This window comes from Burkholderia sp. MBR-1 (genome assembly GCF_013822785.1).
GTDB lineage: Bacteria > Pseudomonadota > Gammaproteobacteria > Burkholderiales > Burkholderiaceae > Burkholderia > Burkholderia vietnamiensis.
Genome location: NZ_CP053609.1, coordinates 2265182 through 2281082, shown reverse-complemented (window position 1 = coordinate 2281082; position 15901 = coordinate 2265182). Strand labels below are relative to the sequence as shown.

The 15901-nt window shown below is 64.6% G+C and carries 11 protein-coding genes; 6 read left to right on the top strand and 5 right to left on the bottom strand.

What is annotated here, in order from left to right; genetic code table 11:
* Positions 1-13: 13 nt before the first annotated feature.
* From MBR110_RS10480 to MBR110_RS10470, 3 genes are all read right to left on the bottom strand, one after another.
* A complete protein-coding gene (locus MBR110_RS10480; RefSeq protein WP_011884593.1) occupies positions 14-1237 on the bottom strand; it encodes an HlyD family secretion protein in 1224 nt (407 codons plus the stop codon).
* A 52-nt stretch (positions 1238-1289) separates the two neighbouring features.
* On the bottom strand, positions 1290-2795 hold the full coding sequence (locus tag MBR110_RS10475) for an efflux transporter outer membrane subunit (protein WP_059463907.1): 1506 nt from the start codon (positions 2793-2795) through the stop codon (positions 1290-1292).
* 87 nt (positions 2796-2882) lie between these two features.
* A complete protein-coding gene (locus MBR110_RS10470; RefSeq protein ID WP_014722928.1) occupies positions 2883-3374 on the bottom strand; it encodes a MarR family winged helix-turn-helix transcriptional regulator in 492 nt (163 codons plus the stop codon).
* A gap of 334 nt (positions 3375-3708) precedes the next feature.
* On the opposite strand from MBR110_RS10470, the gene typA reads away from it, so the two are divergent.
* From typA to MBR110_RS10440, 6 genes are all read left to right on the top strand, one after another.
* Entirely contained in the window at positions 3709-5535 is a 1827-nt protein-coding gene (typA, locus tag MBR110_RS10465; protein WP_011884600.1) for a translational GTPase TypA, read from the top strand.
* A 316-nt stretch (positions 5536-5851) separates the two neighbouring features.
* Positions 5852-8716 (top strand): 2-oxoglutarate dehydrogenase E1 component, encoded by a 2865-nt coding sequence (locus MBR110_RS10460; protein WP_014722930.1) that lies wholly within the window; start codon positions 5852-5854, stop codon positions 8714-8716.
* A gap of 135 nt (positions 8717-8851) precedes the next feature.
* Positions 8852-10129, top strand: coding sequence for a 2-oxoglutarate dehydrogenase complex dihydrolipoyllysine-residue succinyltransferase (odhB, locus tag MBR110_RS10455; RefSeq protein ID WP_011884604.1), 1278 nt, complete (start codon positions 8852-8854; stop codon positions 10127-10129).
* Between the two features lie 81 nt (positions 10130-10210).
* Entirely contained in the window at positions 10211-11641 is a 1431-nt protein-coding gene (gene lpdA / locus MBR110_RS10450) for a dihydrolipoyl dehydrogenase (protein ID WP_011884605.1), read from the top strand.
* A gap of 99 nt (positions 11642-11740) precedes the next feature.
* A complete protein-coding gene (zapE, locus tag MBR110_RS10445; protein WP_011884606.1) occupies positions 11741-12838 on the top strand; it encodes a cell division protein ZapE in 1098 nt (365 codons plus the stop codon).
* A 142-nt stretch (positions 12839-12980) separates the two neighbouring features.
* On the top strand, positions 12981-13394 hold the full coding sequence (locus MBR110_RS10440; protein WP_014722934.1) for a transposase: 414 nt from the start codon (positions 12981-12983) through the stop codon (positions 13392-13394).
* A 100-nt stretch (positions 13395-13494) separates the two neighbouring features.
* Here MBR110_RS10440 and MBR110_RS10435 read toward each other — a convergent pair whose 3' ends face one another.
* Both MBR110_RS10435 and MBR110_RS10430 read right to left on the bottom strand, forming a co-directional pair.
* Positions 13495-13956: a DUF2147 domain-containing protein gene (locus tag MBR110_RS10435; protein WP_011884608.1), complete on the bottom strand. Its 462-nt coding sequence runs from the start codon at positions 13954-13956 to the stop codon at positions 13495-13497.
* A 166-nt stretch (positions 13957-14122) separates the two neighbouring features.
* A complete protein-coding gene (locus tag MBR110_RS10430; RefSeq protein ID WP_011884609.1) occupies positions 14123-15808 on the bottom strand; it encodes a ShlB/FhaC/HecB family hemolysin secretion/activation protein in 1686 nt (561 codons plus the stop codon).
* Between the last annotated feature and the right edge of the window lie 93 nt (positions 15809-15901).

Genomic DNA, 15901 nt, shown 5'->3' with positions numbered 1-15901 from the left:
GGTGTCGAAGCCGTTACATCATCTTCGCGGCGGTGCCCGTCTTCGCCGCAGCCGCGGCCGATGCCGGCGCGTTGCCGCCGGCGTTCGCGGCGATGATGCGGGCGATTTCCGCGTCGGCTTCGTCGCCGTACTTCGCGAATACGTCGGTCTCGTAGACGGTGTTGTGTGCGTTGGCGAGCTGATCGCCGCGCTCGTCCTTGATGTCGACGTCGACCTGCATCGACAGCCCGATGCGCAGCGGATGCTTGTCGAGGTCCTTCGGATCGATCTCGATACGCACCGGCAGGCGTTGCACGACCTTGATCCAGTTGCCGGTCGCGTTCTGCGCCGGCAGCAGCGAGAACGCCGAGCCCGTGCCGGCCGAGAAGCCGACGACCTTGCCGTGATAGACCGCCGACGAGCCGTAGATGTCGGCCGTCAGCTCGACCGGCTGGCCGATGCGCATGTGCCTGAGCTGCACTTCCTTGAAGTTGGCATCGACCCACACCGCGTTCAGCGGCACGACCGACATCAGCGGCGTGCCCGGCGACACGCGCTGGCCGACCTGCACCGAGCGCTTCGCGACATAGCCGGTGACCGGCGCGGGCAGCACGTTGCGCGCGTTGGCGAGGTAGGCGTCGCGAACCTTCGCGGCCGCGGCCATCACGTTCGGATGCGACGCGATCGTCGTGTTGGCGGTCAGCGCGCGGTTCGACGCGAGTTCCTGCTGCGCGGCGTCGACCGATGCCTGCGCGGCGCGTACCGCGTCGCGCGCATGCGAGATTTCTTCCTGCGACACGGCGCCCGTCTGCGCGACGGCCAGCCGGCGGCGCAGGTCGTCCTGCGCCTTCGACAGGTCGGACTGGCGCAGCGCGACTTGCGCACGGTACTGATCGTCGTTGACGAACAGGCCGCGCACCTGACGCACCGTCTGCGCGAGATTGGCCTCGGCCTGCTGAAGCGCGATCTGCGAATCGGCCGGATCGAGCACGACGAGCGGGTCGCCGGCCTTGATCGTCTGCGTGTCGTCGGCCTTCACGGCGATCACCGTCCCGGTGACCTGCGGCGTGATCTGCACGACGTTGCCGTTCACGTATGCGTCGTCGGTTTCCTCATGGAAACGCGCGACGAGGAAGTAGTACAGACCGTATGCGATGGCCGCGATCACGATCACCGCGATCAGCAGCGTCATCATCCGTTTGCGCTTGCCGTTGTTCTGCGGCTGGGCGCCGGCCGCGTTTTGTTGAGGGTCGCTCATGGCGATTTTCTCCGTCCGTTATTTCGAGTGTCTGCGTAGTGGTGGCGCCGGATCAGTTGGCGGCCTGCTTTGTTTGCGTTTTCTGTTGTTCTGCGTCGGGCGCCGCGAGCCGCGAGCCGGTTGCGTCGAAGCCGCCGCCGAGCGCCTTGATCAGCGCGAGCTGCATGTCGCGCCGGCGCATCTTCAGGTTCGTGACCGTCTGTTCCGATGCGAGGCGGTTGCTGTCGGCGGTGAGCACCTGCAGCTGCGGCGACAGGCCGGCCTTGTAGCGGATCACGGCCAGGTCGTAGGCGCGCGTCGATGCATCGAGCGCACGCTGCGCGTCGTCCATCTGGCGGTCGACCGCGCGGATCGACGCGACCTGCGTCGCCACGTCGTTCAGCGCGCCGATCAGCGTCTGGTTGTAGTTCGCGACCGACAGGTCGAAGTCCGCATAGCGGCCCTTGAGCTGCGCACGCAATGCGCCGGCATCGAAGATCGGCAGGTGGATGGCCGGGCCGAACTGCGCCTGGCGGCTCGCGAAGTTCAGGAATTTGCCCCAGCCGAACGCGTCGAAGCCGAAGCCGGCCGCGAGGTTCACGTCGGGGAAGAACTCGGCCTTCGCCTCCTTCACGTCGTGCATCGCGGCTTCCACCTGCCAGCGCGCGGCGACGATGTCGGGGCGGCGCGCCACGAGGTCGGCCGGCAGGTTGCCGGGCAGGGCGACCGCGCCGGACGGGTTCATCACCGGCGCGGCGATCTGCAGCCCGCGGTCCGGCCCCTTGCCGAGCAGCGCGGCGAGCTGGTAGCGCACGGTCGTGATCTGGCCGTCGAGGTCGGACAGCGACGCCTGCGTCGTCGCGATGTTGCCGCGGGCGGTCTGACGCTCGACATTCGTGTCGAGGCCGGCCGACACGCGACCGTCGGTGATCTTGCCGACCGTCTGACGGTTGGTGATCTCGCGCTGCGCGATGTCGCGCAGCGCATACAGTTGCGCGAGCGAGTTATAGGTGCGGGCGACCGACGACGCGAGCGTGATGCGCGCCTGCTGCATGTCCGCTTCGGCGGCCTTTTCCTGCGACACGGCGGTGTGCAGCCGCTCGCGATTCTTGCCCCACAGGTCGAGATCCCACGACGCGCTCGCGAGCACATTGTTCTCGCTGTACCACTGGCCGCCGTATGGGGGCGGGAATAGCGCATTGGAAGAATAGAGCTCGCGCGTCCACGAGTAGCTCGCTTCGGCCTTCGGCATCAGGTTCGAGCGCGACGATTCGATATACGACGACGCCTTCGCGATCCGCGCCTGCGCCTGCGCGATCGATGGATTGCCCTGGAGCGCCTCGTCGATCAGCTTCGGCAGCTGCGGATCGCCGAACTGGCTGGCCCAGTCGAGCGTCGGCCACTGGCCGCCCTGGGCTGGCAGGCTTTGCGCCGATTCGAATTGCGACGCGGGCGCGATCTGCTTGTCGCTCTTGATGCCGATATAGTTTGCGCAGCCCGCCAGCGCCAGCGCGGCAACTGCGGCGGCGACGGCGGTGCGGCACGACCCGGCGCGCACGGACAACGTGGAGGATTTCATCGCGCTGTTCCCTGACTCGGAATGAATGATGGACACTGCAAGGATTTCCTTACATTAATCTGTCAAAAGTAATTGTTATGGCAACTATTACGTGATGCTATTGCCCGCGTTCTCGCAATAATTGCTGAGAATGCGGCGCAGCATGCTCTTCAAAAATCCGACTTCTTCCGGCGTGAAGCCCTCGAGCAGCTCGTCGAGCACGCTGCGGAACACGGGCGGCAACCGCTCGGCGAGCGCACGCCCTTCGTCCGTCAGCTCGAGGCGCACGACGCGGCGGTCCTCGATGCTGCGCACGCGGGACAGCAGCCCGCGCTTCTCGACGCGATCGAGCAGCCGCGTGACCGCGCTGGCGTCGATCCCATACTCGCGCGCCAGCTCCGCGGCCGTCGAACATTTGCCGACCGCGATCATGAACAGCATGCTCGCCTGCGTGCCGGTGATGCCGAGCTCTTCCTGCGTGCGCTGCGTGACGAGGTTGGTCATCACGGACTTCACGCGCGACATCAGATAACCGACGCTGTCGTTGATCTGGTACGAGGACAGCGGCGAAACGGGCGATTGAGAAGGAGAATCGGACATAAAACCCTGAAGCTGCAATAGTTGACTAGGCAGCAGTATAGGGGCAATTTGCTTGCCGCGGCAAATGTTAATCGAACAGGCAACGCCGCGCTGAAGGTGGGCGAATCACCTTGTCGGCGGCGGGGTTTTTGTCGCGGGTGGGCGCCGCCGGCGGGTGGGCGGGACGCGTCGGCGGGGCGGCCGAAGCGGCGTTGCTTGCTGCGATGCAACGGACGGTCCGGCTTTCGACATTCCGACGTGCTATAATTTGCGGTTTCCAAGCTGCAACGCGCGCGCACGTGTCCCGGTGACTGACGAGCGTGCGCGTTTGCGCGTTCAACGATTTCAGGTTTCTATGACCCGCGCCCTTCGCAACATCGCCATCATCGCTCACGTCGACCACGGCAAGACTACGCTCGTCGACCAACTGCTTCGCCAGTCCGGCACCTTCCGCGAGAACCAGCAGATTGCCGAGCGGGTGATGGACTCGAACGACATCGAAAAAGAGCGCGGGATCACCATCCTCGCGAAGAACTGCGCGGTCGAATACGAAGGCACGCACATCAACATCGTCGACACGCCGGGGCACGCGGACTTCGGCGGCGAGGTGGAGCGCGTGCTGTCGATGGTCGACTCGGTGCTGCTGCTGGTCGACGCGGTCGAAGGCCCGATGCCGCAGACGCGCTTCGTCACGAAGAAGGCGCTCGCGCTCGGTCTGAAGCCGATCGTCGTGATCAACAAGATCGATCGTCCGGGCGCGCGGATCGACTGGGTGATCAACCAGACCTTCGACCTGTTCGACAAGCTCGGTGCCACCGAAGAGCAGCTGGACTTCCCGATCGTCTACGCATCGGGCCTGAACGGCTACGCGTCGCTCGATCCGGCGACCCGCGAAGGCGACATGCGCCCGCTGTTCGAGGCGATCCTCGCGCACGTGCCGGTTCGCCCGGCCGATCCGGAAGCGCCGCTGCAGCTGCAGATCACGTCGCTCGACTATTCGACGTACGTCGGCCGCATCGGCGTGGGCCGCATCACGCGTGGTCGCATCAAGCCGGGTCAGCCGGTCGTGATGCGCTTCGGTCCGGAAGGCGAGGTGCTGAACCGCAAGATCAACCAGGTGCTGTCGTTCAAGGGGCTCGAGCGCGTGCAGGTCGAGTCGGCCGAAGCCGGCGACATCGTGCTGATCAACGGCATTGAAGACGTCGGCATCGGCGCGACGATCTGCGCGGTCGACACGCCCGAAGCGCTGCCGATGATCACCGTCGACGAACCGACGCTGACGATGAACTTCCTCGTCAACTCGTCGCCGCTGGCAGGCCGCGAAGGCAAGTTCGTGACGAGCCGCCAGATCCGCGACCGCCTGATGAAGGAACTGAACCACAACGTCGCGCTGCGCGTGAAGGACACCGGCGACGAAACCGTGTTCGAAGTGTCGGGCCGCGGCGAACTGCACCTGACGATCCTCGTCGAGAACATGCGCCGCGAAGGCTATGAGCTCGCGGTGTCGCGTCCGCGCGTCGTGATGCAGGAAATCGACGGCGTGAAGCACGAGCCGTACGAGCTGCTGACGGTCGACGTCGAAGACGAGCACCAGGGCGGCGTGATGGAAGAGCTCGGCCGCCGCAAGGGCGAGATGCTCGACATGGCGTCGGACGGCCGCGGCCGTACGCGTCTGGAATACCGCATCTCGGCGCGCGGCCTGATCGGCTTCCAGAGCGAATTCCTGACGCTCACGCGCGGCACGGGCCTGATGAGCCACATCTTCGACTCGTACGCACCGGTCAAGGAAGGCTCGGTGTTCGAGCGTCGCAACGGCGTGCTGATCTCGCAGGACGATGGCGCCGCGGTGGCGTACGCGCTGTGGAAGCTGCAGGATCGCGGCCGCATGTTCGTGAAGCCGGGCGACGCGCTGTATGAGGGCATGATCATCGGCATTCACAGCCGCGACAACGACCTGGTCGTGAACCCGATCAAGGGCAAGCAACTGACCAACGTGCGTGCGTCGGGCACCGACGAAGCCGTGCGCCTCGTGCCGCCGGTCCAGATGTCGCTCGAATATGCGGTCGAATTCATCGACGACGACGAACTCGTCGAAGTCACGCCGCAATCGATCCGTCTGCGCAAGCGCTTCCTGAAGGAACACGAGCGTCGTCGCGCAAGCCGTGAAGGCGCGGTCGACTGAGCATCGTGCGTTCCCGTGCATGACGAAAAAGGCTGCCTTCGGGCGGCCTTTTTTGCATTCGCTCGACGTGCAACCGAATAGCCGGCAAAACACTGTTTCTGCGCCTCGTGCCAATCCGGCAAAACCCCGCCACGCGGTGCTTTCGGGCACATTTCGGCGCGAACTCCGGTATCGGTTCTGTGATATGCTGCGCGCACGCAAGTTTAGGTCCTTCCAAGCAAGACTTGATTCGCAATCCGCTAAACGGTCAGGCCGTGTCGCGGAAGGTTGAGCAACCCGCTATTTCTCGAGAAGCTCGAAGAAAGGTGAGCGTAAAATGTCAGATGTAATGAAGCAGTTTCAGCTGAACTCCTATCTGTTCGGCGGCAATGCTTCGTACGTTGAAGAACTGTACGATGCATATCTCAACAATCCGGCGTCGGTGCCGGAAAACTGGCGAGAGTATTTCGACGCGCTGCAGAACGTGCCGGCAACGGACGGTTCGAATGCCAACGACGTCGCTCACTACCCGATCGTCGAATCGTTCGCCGAGCGTGCGAAGGCCAATGCCTTCATCCCGCGCGAAAGCGGCAGCAATCTGGCCACCGCGCGCAAGCAGGTTCATGTCCAGTCCCTGATCAGCGCCTATCGCTTCCTCGGCTCGCAATGGGCCAATCTGGATCCGCTGAAGCGTCGCGAACGTCCCGCCATCCCCGAGCTCGAACCTGCTTTCTACGACTTCTCCGAAGGCGACCTCGACCAGACGTACAGCGCAAGCAACCTGTACTTCGGTTTCGACCAGGCTTCGCTGCGCGACATCGTCAAGGGCCTGCGTGACACGTACTGCGGCACGATCGGCGCCGAGTACATGTACATCAGCGATCCGGAGCAGAAGCGCTGGTGGCAGGAGCGCCTCGAATCGACGCGCGCGACGCCGGCGTTCTCGGCCGACAAGAAGAAGCACATCCTGAATCGCCTGACGGCCGCCGAAGGCCTCGAGCGCTACCTGCACACCAAGTACGTCGGCCAGAAGCGCTTCTCGCTCGAAGGCGGCGAGAGCTTCATTGCGGCGATGGACGAAGTGGTCCAGCACGCGGGCAAGAGCGGCGTGCAGGAAATCATCATCGGCATGGCCCACCGCGGCCGTCTGAACGTGCTGGTCAACACGCTGGGCAAGATGCCGGCCGACTTGTTCGCCGAATTCGAAGGCAAGCACGTCGACGACCTGCCGGCCGGCGACGTGAAGTACCACAAGGGCTTCTCGTCGGACGTGTCGACGGAAGGCGGCCCGGTCCACCTGTCGCTCGCATTCAACCCGTCGCACCTCGAAATCGTGAACCCGGTGGTCGAAGGTTCGGCGAAGGCGCGGATGGACCGTCGCGGCGACGACGACGGCCTGCAGGTGCTGCCGGTGCAGATCCACGGCGACGCGGCATTCGCGGGCCAGGGCGTCGTGATGGAAACGCTGAACCTCGCGCAAACGCGCGGTTACGGCACGCACGGCACGCTGCACATCGTCATCAACAACCAGATCGGCTTCACGACGTCCGACCCGCGCGACGCGCGCTCGACGCTGTACTGTACCGACGTGGTCAAGATGATCGAAGCGCCGGTGCTGCACGTGAACGGCGACGATCCTGAAGCCGTCGTGCTCGCGATCCAGATCGCGATCGACTACCGGATGCAGTTCCACAAGGATGTCGTGATCGACATCGTGTGCTTCCGCAAGCTGGGTCACAACGAACAGGACACGCCGGCGGTCACGCAGCCGCTGATGTACAAGAAGATCGCGCAGCACCCGGGCACCCGTGCGCTGTACGCCGAGAAGCTGGTTCAGCAGGGCGTGATCACCGCGGAAGATGCCGACGGCTACGTGAAGGCGTACCGCAAGGCGATGGACGACGGTCACCACACCGTCGATCCGGTCCTGTCGAACTACAAGAGCAAGTACGCGGTCGACTGGGTGCCGTTCCTGAACCGCAAGTGGACGGACGCAGCCGATACGGCCGTGCCGCTCGCCGAACTGAAGCGCCTGGGCGAACGCATCACCACGGTCCCGGAAAACTTCAAGGTTCACCCGCTCGTCGAGCGCGTGATCAACGACCGCCGCAACATGGCGCGCGGCGACCAGCCGCTCGACTGGGGCATGGGCGAACACCTCGCATTCGCGTCGCTCGTCGCATCGGGCTATGCAGTGCGCCTGACCGGCCAGGACTCGGGCCGCGGCACGTTCACGCACCGTCACGCGGTGCTGCACGACCAGAACCGCGAGCGCTGGAACGACGGCACGTACGTGCCGCTGCAGAACATCGCCGACGGCCAGGCGAAGTTCACGGTGATCGACTCGGTGCTGTCGGAAGAGGCGGTGCTGGGCTTCGAATACGGTTACTCGACCGCCGAGCCGAACACGCTCGTGCTGTGGGAAGCGCAGTTCGGCGACTTCGTCAACGGCGCGCAGGTTGTGATCGACCAGTTCATCTCGTCGGGCGAAGTGAAGTGGGGCCGCGTGTCGGGCCTGACGATGCTGCTGCCGCACGGCTACGAAGGCCAGGGTCCGGAACACTCGTCGACCCGTATCGAGCGTTTCCTGCAACTGTGCGCGGATCACAACATGCAGGTCGTTCAGCCGACCACCCCGGCGCAGATCTTCCACCTGCTGCGTCGCCAGATGATCCGCCTGTTCCGCAAGCCGCTGATCATCGCTACGCCGAAGTCGCTGCTGCGCCACAAGGAAGCGGTGTCGGATCTGTCCGAGCTCGCGAAGGGCTCGTTCCAGCCGGTGCTGGGCGAAACCGACGGCGGCATCGACCCGAAGAAGGTCAAGCGTGTGCTGGCATGCTCGGGCCGCGTGTACTACGACCTCGTCGCGCACCGTCGCGAAGCGAAGGCGAACGACGTCGCGATCATCCGTATCGAGCAGCTGTATCCGTTCGCGCACAAGCAGTTCGAAGCGGAAATGAAGAAGTACGAGCACGCGACTGAAGTGGTCTGGGTGCAGGACGAGCCGCAGAACCAGGGCCCCTGGTTCTACGTCGAGCACCACCTGAAGGAAGGCATGAAGGAAGGGCAGAAGCTGGCATACAGCGGCCGCCCGGCTTCGGCCTCGCCGGCAGTTGGCTACTACGCGAAGCACTACGAGCAGCAGAAGGCCCTCATCGAAGGGGCATTCGGCCGCCTGAAGAGCACATCGATCGCGAAATAATCGACGTAAGCGAAACGGGAAGGCGCGCGGCGCTTTCCCGTCTCGTTTGGCCCGCGTGGCGCGTCGCGCGCCCTGGTGGCCGAGCGAGTCGCACGAACCTCGTCATTACCCAGATTAAGCATCCAGGAAAATCACATGGCTATCGTAGAAGTCAAAGTCCCCCAGCTTTCGGAGTCGGTTTCGGAAGCCACCATGCTGCAGTGGAAGAAGAAGCCGGGCGAAGCAGTCGCGCAGGACGAAATCCTGATCGAACTCGAGACCGACAAGGTCGTGCTCGAAGTGCCGGCACCGGCCGCGGGCGTGCTCGCGCAAGTGCTGCAGAACGACGGTGACACCGTGGTCGCCGATCAAGTGATCGCGACGATCGACACCGAAGCGAAGGCAGGTGCTGCGCAAGCCGCAGCGGGCGCCGCGGAAGTGCAGCCGGCGGCAGCGCCGGCCGCAGCAGCACCGGCCGCACAGCCGGCTGCCGCAACGGCATCGAGCTCGGCCGCCGCATCGCCGGCCGCAGCGAAGCTGCTGGCCGAGAAGGGTCTGTCGACGGGCGACGTCGCAGGCTCGGGCCGCGACGGCCGCGTCACGAAGGGCGACGCGCTCGCCGCAGGCAGCGCACCGAAGGCTGCACCGGCCGCCGCACCGGCGAAGACCGCCGCTGCGAAGCCGTCGCTGCCGGAAGTGAAGGTCCCGGCATCGGCCACGACCTGGCTGAACGACCGTCCGGAACAGCGCGTGCCGATGTCGCGCCTGCGCGCGCGTATCGCCGAGCGTCTGCTCGAGTCGCAGCAAACGAACGCGATCCTGACGACGTTCAACGAAGTCAACATGCAGCCGGTCATGGACCTGCGCGCGAAGTACAAGGACAAGTTCGAGAAGGAACATGGCGTGAAGCTCGGCTTCATGTCGTTCTTCGTGAAGGCGGCCGTGCACGCGCTGAAGAAGTTCCCGCTGGTGAACGCGTCGATCGACGGTAACGACATCGTCTACCACGGCTACTTCGACATCGGTATCGCGGTCGGTTCGCCGCGCGGCCTGGTCGTGCCGATCCTGCGCAACGCGGATCAGCTGAGCCTCGCCGAGATCGAGAAGAAGATCGCCGAATTCGGCCAGAAGGCGAAGGACGGCAAGCTGTCGATCGAGGAAATGACGGGCGGTACGTTCTCGATCTCGAACGGCGGCGTGTTCGGCTCGATGCTGTCGACGCCGATCATCAACCCGCCGCAGTCGGCGATCCTCGGCGTGCACGCGACGAAGGAACGTCCGGTCGTCGAGAACGGCCAGATCGTGATCCGTCCGATCAACTACCTCGCGCTGTCGTACGACCACCGCATCATCGACGGCCGCGAAGCCGTGCTGTCGCTCGTCGCGATGAAGGATGCGCTCGAAGATCCGGCACGTCTGCTGCTCGACCTGTAAGCCGAGTCTCACCGCACTGACCCGTTCCGCACGCGCGCGCCTTCGCGCGCGCGTGCGGACGTACAAGTAGAAAGGATTGACATGTCCAAGGAATTTGACGTCGTCGTGATCGGCGCCGGCCCCGGCGGCTACATCGCCGCGATTCGCGCCGCGCAGCTCGGCAAGACCGTTGCCTGTATCGAGAAGTGGAAGAACCCGGCCGGCGCGCTGAAGCTCGGCGGCACCTGCCTGAACGTCGGCTGCATTCCGTCGAAGGCGCTGCTCGCGTCGTCGGAGGAGTTCGAAAACACGTCGCACCATCTGGCCGACCACGGCATCACGGTCGATGGCGTGAAGATCGACGTCGCGAAGATGCTCGGCCGCAAGGACGCGATCGTCGAGAAGATGACGAGCGGGATCGAGTTCCTGTTCAAGAAGAACAAGATCACCTGGCTCAAGGGCCATGGCAAGTTCACCGGCAAGACGGACGCCGGCGTGCAGATCGAAGTGAGCGGCGAAGGCGAAGCCGAAGTCGTCACCGCGAAGAACGTGATCATCGCGACGGGCTCGAAGGCGCGTCATCTGCCGAACATCCCGGTCGACAACAAGATCGTGTCGGACAACGAAGGCGCGCTGCGCTTCGACTCGGTGCCGAAGAAGCTCGCCGTGATCGGCGCGGGCGTGATCGGCCTCGAACTCGGCTCGGTGTGGCGTCGTCTGGGCGCCGACGTGACGGTGCTCGAAGCGCTGCCGGCGTTCCTCGGCGCAGCCGACGAAGCGCTCGCGAAGGAAGCGGCGAAGCTGTTCAAGAAGCAGGGCCTCGACATTCATCTCGGCGTGAAGATCGGCGACGTGAAGACGACCGAGAACGGCGTGTCGATCGCCTACACGGACAAGGACGGCAACGCGCAGACGCTCGACGCCGACCGCCTGATCGTGTCGGTCGGCCGTGTGCCGAACACCGACAACCTCGGCCTCGAGGCAATCGGCCTGAAGGCGAACGAGCGCGGCTTCATCGACGTGGACGACCACTGCCGCACGGCGGTGCCGAACGTGTATGCGATCGGCGACGTGGTGCGCGGCCCGATGCTCGCGCACAAGGCGGAAGACGAAGGCGTGCTGGTCGCGGAAGTGATCGACGGCCAGAAGCCGCACATCGACTACAACTGCATTCCGTGGGTGATCTACACGTACCCGGAAATCGCATGGGTCGGCAAGACGGAGCAGCAGCTGAAGGCGGAAGGCCGCGAGATCAAGTCGGGCAAGTTCCCGTTCTCGATCAACGGCCGTGCGCTCGGCATGAACGCACCGGACGGTTTCGTGAAGATGATCGCGGACGCGAAGACCGACGAACTGCTCGGCGTGCACGTGATCGGCGCGAATGCGTCGGACCTGATCGCGGAAGCCGTGGTGGCGATGGAATTCAAGGCGGCGTCGGAAGACATCGCCCGCATCTGCCATCCGCACCCGTCGATGTCGGAAGTGATGCGCGAAGCGGCGCTCGCGGTCGACAAGCGCTCGCTGAACAGCTGAGCGCGGTATAGCGCCGGCCGGCGCCCGGCCGGCGCAGCCGTCTCATGACGAAGGCGGGCGGGAATTTCCCGCTCGCCTTCGTCTTTTCCGGTTTGCCCGATGAACGTCAACGAATACTACACGCGCGAACTGAGTACGCGCGGCTATCAGTCCGATCCCGCCCAGCGCGCGGCCGTCGATCGTCTGCAGCGCTGTTTCGACGAATGGGTCGAGTACAAGGGGCGCCGCTCGAATGCGTTCAAGAAGCTGATCAATCGTCCCGATCTGCCGCGCGGCGTCTACATGTGGGGCGGCGTCGGGCGCGGCAAGAGCTTCCTGATGGACAGCTTCTACGCGGTGGTGCCGGTGCAGCGCAAGACGCGCCTGCATTTCCACGAATTCATGCGGGAAGTCCATCGCGAGCTCGAGGAGCTGAAAGGGCAGGCCGATCCGCTCGACGAGCTCGCGCGACGTATCGCGAAACGCTACCGGCTGATCTGCTTCGACGAATTCCACGTGTCGGACATCGCCGACGCGATGATCCTGTACCGGCTGCTCGACCGGCTGTTCGACAACGGCGTGCAGTTCGTGATGACGTCCAACTACGATCCCGACGATCTCTATCCCGACGGCCTGCATCGCGACCGCATGCTGCCGGCGATCGCGCTGATCAAGCAGAAGCTCGACGTGCTGAACGTCGACGCGGGCGTCGACTATCGGCAGCGCACGCTCGCGCAGGTGCAGATGTATCACACGCCGCTCGGCGCCGACGCCGATCGCGAGCTGCGCCGTGCGTTCGCGAAGCTCGCCGCGGTGCCCGACGAGAGCCCGATCCTGCATATCGAGAAGCGCGAGCTGAAGGCGTTGCGCAAGGCGGACGGCGTCGTGTGGTTCGATTTCGCGACGCTGTGCGGCGGCCCGCGCTCGCAGAACGACTATCTCGAGCTGGCCAGCCGCTTCCACGCGATCGTGTTGTCCGAGGTGCCGCAGATGTCGCCGCGGATGGCGTCCGAGGCGCGGCGCTTCACGTGGCTGATCGACGTGCTGTACGACCACAAGGTCAAGCTGCTGATGTCGGCCGCGGTGCCGGCCGAGCAGTTGTACGTCGAAGGGCCGATGGCGAACGAGTTCGCCCGCACGGTATCGCGGATCGTCGAAATGCAATCGAAGGAGTACCTCGAAGCGCCGCGTCGCATCGTCGATACTTCGCTGACCTGAGCGCGGCTGCCGCAAGTCATGCGCTTCAATCGTCAATTCCGGTCAAATTGCCTCAATTTGACGGTATTTTCGGATTTGTCTTATAGTCGCCGAAAAGGTCGGGCGATATCGTGTGTCATGGTTCCTGAGGCTGGAGATGTCCATGACACCGTATCGCGATCTGACCGACCAGGAGTGGCGCTCCATCGTGCCGCTTCTGCCTGAAATGAAGCCGCGCACCGAATTGCGCGGTCGGCCACTGGCCAACACACGCGCCGTGCTGAACGGCGTGCTGTGGGTGATCTACAGCGGCGCGACATGGTCCGCGATGCCGCGTCGCTACCCTTCGTATCAGACCTGCCATCGCCGCTTCAAGGCCTGGCACGACACGGGCACGTTGATGCAGGTGATGAGCGTGCTGTACGGCGAGGCGGGCGTGAACCTGTGCAATGCGCTGTCCGCGCGGATGCGCAAGCACTGCCAACCGGATGCGGTAGCGGTGCCCGATGCCGCCGTGCCGGCCTACGTTGCACATGGCAAGCGTGCAGCCGCCGACACGATGGAGCTCGCGACGTGACGTCGTGCGATTTCACTATCGTGCGCGCATAAAAAATCGGCCTGACGACGTTGTCGCAGGCCGATTTTTCATTGCATCGCGCGCATCGACGCGCGCTGCATTACTGCGCGCGCACCCAGGTCTGCGAGCGGCCGAGCAGCGATACGCCGATGTAGCCGCGCACGACCAGCTTCTGGCCGCCGTCTTCCAGCGACATCTTGCACTTGTAGACCTTGCCGTTTTCCGGATCGAGGATGTTGCCGCCGTCCCAGTGGTCGCCGTCCTTCTTCATCGCCTTGATGATCGTCATGCCCTTGATGAGCTGATCCTTGCGTTCGTCCGTGCATGCGGTGCAGCGGCGATCGGGCGTGTCGTTCGCGCCGAGGCCCTTGACGACCTTGCCCGACAGCGAGCCGTCGCCATCTTCGGCGATCTGCACGAGGGCCTTCGGCGCGTGCGTGCTGTCGTCGATCGTCTGCCACATGCCGACGGGGCTGTCGGCCTGAGCGAAGGTGGGGGCAGCGCAAGCGAGCAGTGCGCCGGCGACGGCCAGTGCGCGCAACGGGCGGGTCAGTTGAACCATTGTCTTCCTCCTTGTTTCGTGTCGTGTTCGATTCGCTCGCACGACCGCCTGCATAGGGCGGTGGCATGTTGCGAGCCACGTCAGAATACGTGAAACAGCGTGCCGCGTTTGATAGACGGCACTCTAATCTAAACGGCCCGCCACATGCGGGCCGTGCGCTGCGCAATCAATTGAGCTGATACGAAAACGCCGCGTTCACGCGCGGGCTGCGCGATGCGCTTTCGACCGGCGCATCGCCGACGGGCTTCGCGATGTTCAGGTCGAGACTGTAATAGCGGTTGTCCGTGAAGCGCACGCCGATGCCGACCGACGACAGCCGGCTCGGCGACGGCGTGCCGGTGTGCAGGTACACGCGCGCCATGTCGTACGCGATGTACGGCGTGATCGACTTCATGTAGGTCCAGCCCGGCGTGAACGCGCGATTGACCTCCAGCGACGCTCCCCAGCCCGAGTCGCCCGACGTTTCGCCGGGCTGGTAGCCGAGCGCATAGCGCGTCGAGCCGAACGAGATCTGTTCCGACGTCGGCAGCGAATCGGGGCTGTACTGGCCCGTCAGCGACACCGACGTGCCGATCTTGAACGGCCATTCGTTGGTCTGCGTGAAGGTCGCGCCGGTGCGCACGAACGTGAGCGAGATCGGGCTGTCGGCCGATGTCGTGTTCCCGCCGATCGTCGTGTTCTGCGACTTCGACGCACCGAGGATATTGAAGCCCTTCGCGACGTTGACGCTCAGCTTCTGCACCTGTTTCGCGGACACGCTCGTGTAGTCGAGCTGCATCTGCAGCACGCGCACTTGCGAGCGCGTGTCGATGCTGTTGCCGGTGATCGTGTTCTGGTAGCGGTCTTCGTTGTGCGACGCGTAGCCCGACACCGTGCCGAGCAGGCTGCGCTGGTTGTTCAGCAGCAGTGGATAGGAAGCCGAAAGACCGAGCTTCTCGTTCTTCACGGTGCGCTCGACGGTGGACGGCAGGCCGGGGTTGTCGGTCGGCTTGCCGCGGTAGGTGCTGGCATCCAGCCGCGTGACGAGGCCGCTGCTGCCGACCGGCACCGCGCCGCTGAACGCGACGTAGGTCTGCTTGTCGCGTCCGGGCGGCACCAGCGCCGAAATGCTCAGCTGCTCGCCGAACGACGTGAGACCGTTCTCCGTCGCCGTGATGAGCCCCTGGACGCCCGGGTGATTGAAATCGATCCCGGTGCTGACGTTGAAGGCCTTGCGATCGACGGCGAGCTCGAGCGTCGTTGCGCCGTCGGTCGTCTGCGGGGGCGGCACGTTGGCCTTCACCGATACGCCGGGCAGGAGGCCGAACGTGTTCACGTAGCGTTCGAAGGTCGCGCGGCGCAGCGGTCGGTCGGCCGTGATGTGCGCGGCAATCGCGCGAATCTTCGACTCCATCGCGCCGGGCTTGCCGGTTACCTTCACGTCGGATACATAGCCTTCGACGACGGTGATGCGCACGACGCCGTTCTCGAACGTCTGCGCGGGAACGAACGCGAACGACAGCGCGTAGCCGCGCTCCTGGTACAGCTTGGTCACGCCGTTGGCGGTCTCGATCAGCTGGCCGATCGTGATGTCCTTGCCGACGAGCGGCGTGAAGCGTCGCGAGATTTCGTCGAACGGCACCGACTTCACGCCCTCGACCTGGAACGTGGAAGGCGTCAGATGTCGCGACAGCAGCTCCTGGAGTTGCGGCGCCTGCGGCGCGACCTGCACGGTGACGTTCGGACCTTGTTTCGGTGTGTTGATCTGCGGAAGGGAGTCGAGCGGGTTGCCTGCCGCGCGCGTCTGCGCGTGTGCGCCGCCGGCCGCTGCGATGGCGAGCAGCAGCATCCAACTGTCGAGTCTGGATTTCATTGTTCTTCCTCGTAGGCCTTGCTTTTCATCTTCTTTGTTTGCGTGCGCGCGACACCGGAATGTCGCGCGCCGCGTGCCGCGTTGCCGGTCGTG

Excerpts from the sequence above, each read along its gene's own strand:
- MBR110_RS10435 (WP_011884608.1), bottom strand. The coding sequence starts at position 13,956 with ATGGTTCAACTGACCCGCCCGTTGCGCGCACTGGCCGTCGCCGGCGCA.
- MBR110_RS10470 (WP_014722928.1), bottom strand. The coding sequence starts at position 3,374 with ATGTCCGATTCTCCTTCTCAATCGCCCGTTTCGCCGCTGTCCTCGTAC.
- lpdA (WP_011884605.1), top strand. The coding sequence starts at position 10,211 with ATGTCCAAGGAATTTGACGTCGTCGTGATCGGCGCCGGCCCCGGCGGC.
- MBR110_RS10475 (WP_059463907.1), bottom strand. The coding sequence starts at position 2,795 with ATGAAATCCTCCACGTTGTCCGTGCGCGCCGGGTCGTGCCGCACCGCC.
- odhB (WP_011884604.1), top strand. The coding sequence starts at position 8,852 with ATGGCTATCGTAGAAGTCAAAGTCCCCCAGCTTTCGGAGTCGGTTTCG.
- MBR110_RS10430 (WP_011884609.1), bottom strand. The coding sequence starts at position 15,808 with ATGAAATCCAGACTCGACAGTTGGATGCTGCTGCTCGCCATCGCAGCG.
- zapE (WP_011884606.1), top strand. The coding sequence starts at position 11,741 with ATGAACGTCAACGAATACTACACGCGCGAACTGAGTACGCGCGGCTAT.
- MBR110_RS10460 (WP_014722930.1), top strand. The coding sequence starts at position 5,852 with ATGTCAGATGTAATGAAGCAGTTTCAGCTGAACTCCTATCTGTTCGGC.
- MBR110_RS10480 (WP_011884593.1), bottom strand. The coding sequence starts at position 1,237 with ATGAGCGACCCTCAACAAAACGCGGCCGGCGCCCAGCCGCAGAACAAC.
- MBR110_RS10440 (WP_014722934.1), top strand. The coding sequence starts at position 12,981 with ATGACACCGTATCGCGATCTGACCGACCAGGAGTGGCGCTCCATCGTG.
- typA (WP_011884600.1), top strand. The coding sequence starts at position 3,709 with ATGACCCGCGCCCTTCGCAACATCGCCATCATCGCTCACGTCGACCAC.